This window comes from Acidovorax kalamii (assembly GCF_002245625.1).
In the GTDB taxonomy this organism is placed as follows: Bacteria; Pseudomonadota; Gammaproteobacteria; order Burkholderiales; family Burkholderiaceae_C; genus Acidovorax; species Acidovorax kalamii.
In genome coordinates this window covers 1-925 of the sequence record NZ_NOIG01000028.1, presented here as the reverse complement: position 1 = coordinate 925, position 925 = coordinate 1, and the positions used below count along the sequence as shown (strand labels likewise).

General features: G+C 66.1%; 1 protein-coding gene. It reads left to right on the top strand.

Annotated elements, in window-relative coordinates; genetic code table 11:
• Positions 1 to 925: transglutaminase-like domain-containing protein (locus tag CBY09_RS23405; protein ID WP_165773981.1), on the top strand; the 925-nt coding region annotated here is incomplete at both ends.

Sequence of the window (925 nt, the reverse complement as noted above, 5' to 3'; positions counted from 1 at the left end):
GGTATCCAGTTCAACGTCCCGCCCGAGCCCGGCCAGGCGCCCACTGCCGCCGACCTCGCAGAAACCCCCGAAGTCACCCTCACTGCCGCCATCCGCGCCAAGGCCCTGGAGCTGGGCAACAACCCCGTGGCCATCCACAACTGGGTGCGCAACACCATCGAATGGACCCCCACCTGGGGCGCTATCCAGAGCGCGCAGGACACCTTGGACAAACAACGCGGTAACGCCGTGGACATTGCAGGCCTGCAGATTGCCCTGCTGCGCGCAGCAGGCATCCCCGCCCGCTACCAGTTCGGCACCGTGGACATGACTGCCGCCCAGGCCATGAACTGGGTCGGCAACGCAGGCAACCCCCAAGCGGCCCTGCAGATCATGAACCAGGGCGGTATTGCGGCCCGAGGCGTCACCCAAGGCGGCGCCATCCAGAACATCCGCTTCGAACACGCCTGGGTCCAGGCCTACGTCAACTGGGCCCCCAGCCGGGGCGCGCAAAACGGCACGCCCACCCAGCACCCCAACCCCAATGGCCCCCTGAACGCCTGGGTGGCGCTAGACGCCAGCGTCAAGCAGTACAGCTACGCAGCAGGCATGGACCTGCAGACCGCCGTGCCCCTGGACGCACAAGCTCTGCTGAACGCCGCCCAAAGCGGCGCCACCGTCAACGAACAAGAGGGCTGGGTACAAAACCTCAACCAGGCGGCCATTCAAAGCCAGCTCACCAGCTACCAAAACCGGCTCAAGACCTACATCGACGCCCAAAAGCCCAACGCCACCGTGGGCGATGTCATCGGCAAGAAGATCCTTCCCCAGACCGTGCACAGCGTGCTGGCAGGCGTGACCCCGCTGGCCATCGTCCAACTCGGGCAACAGGCCAGCGCAGCGCCCGCCAGCCTGCAGCACCAGTTCAGCTACACCCTGAGCGACA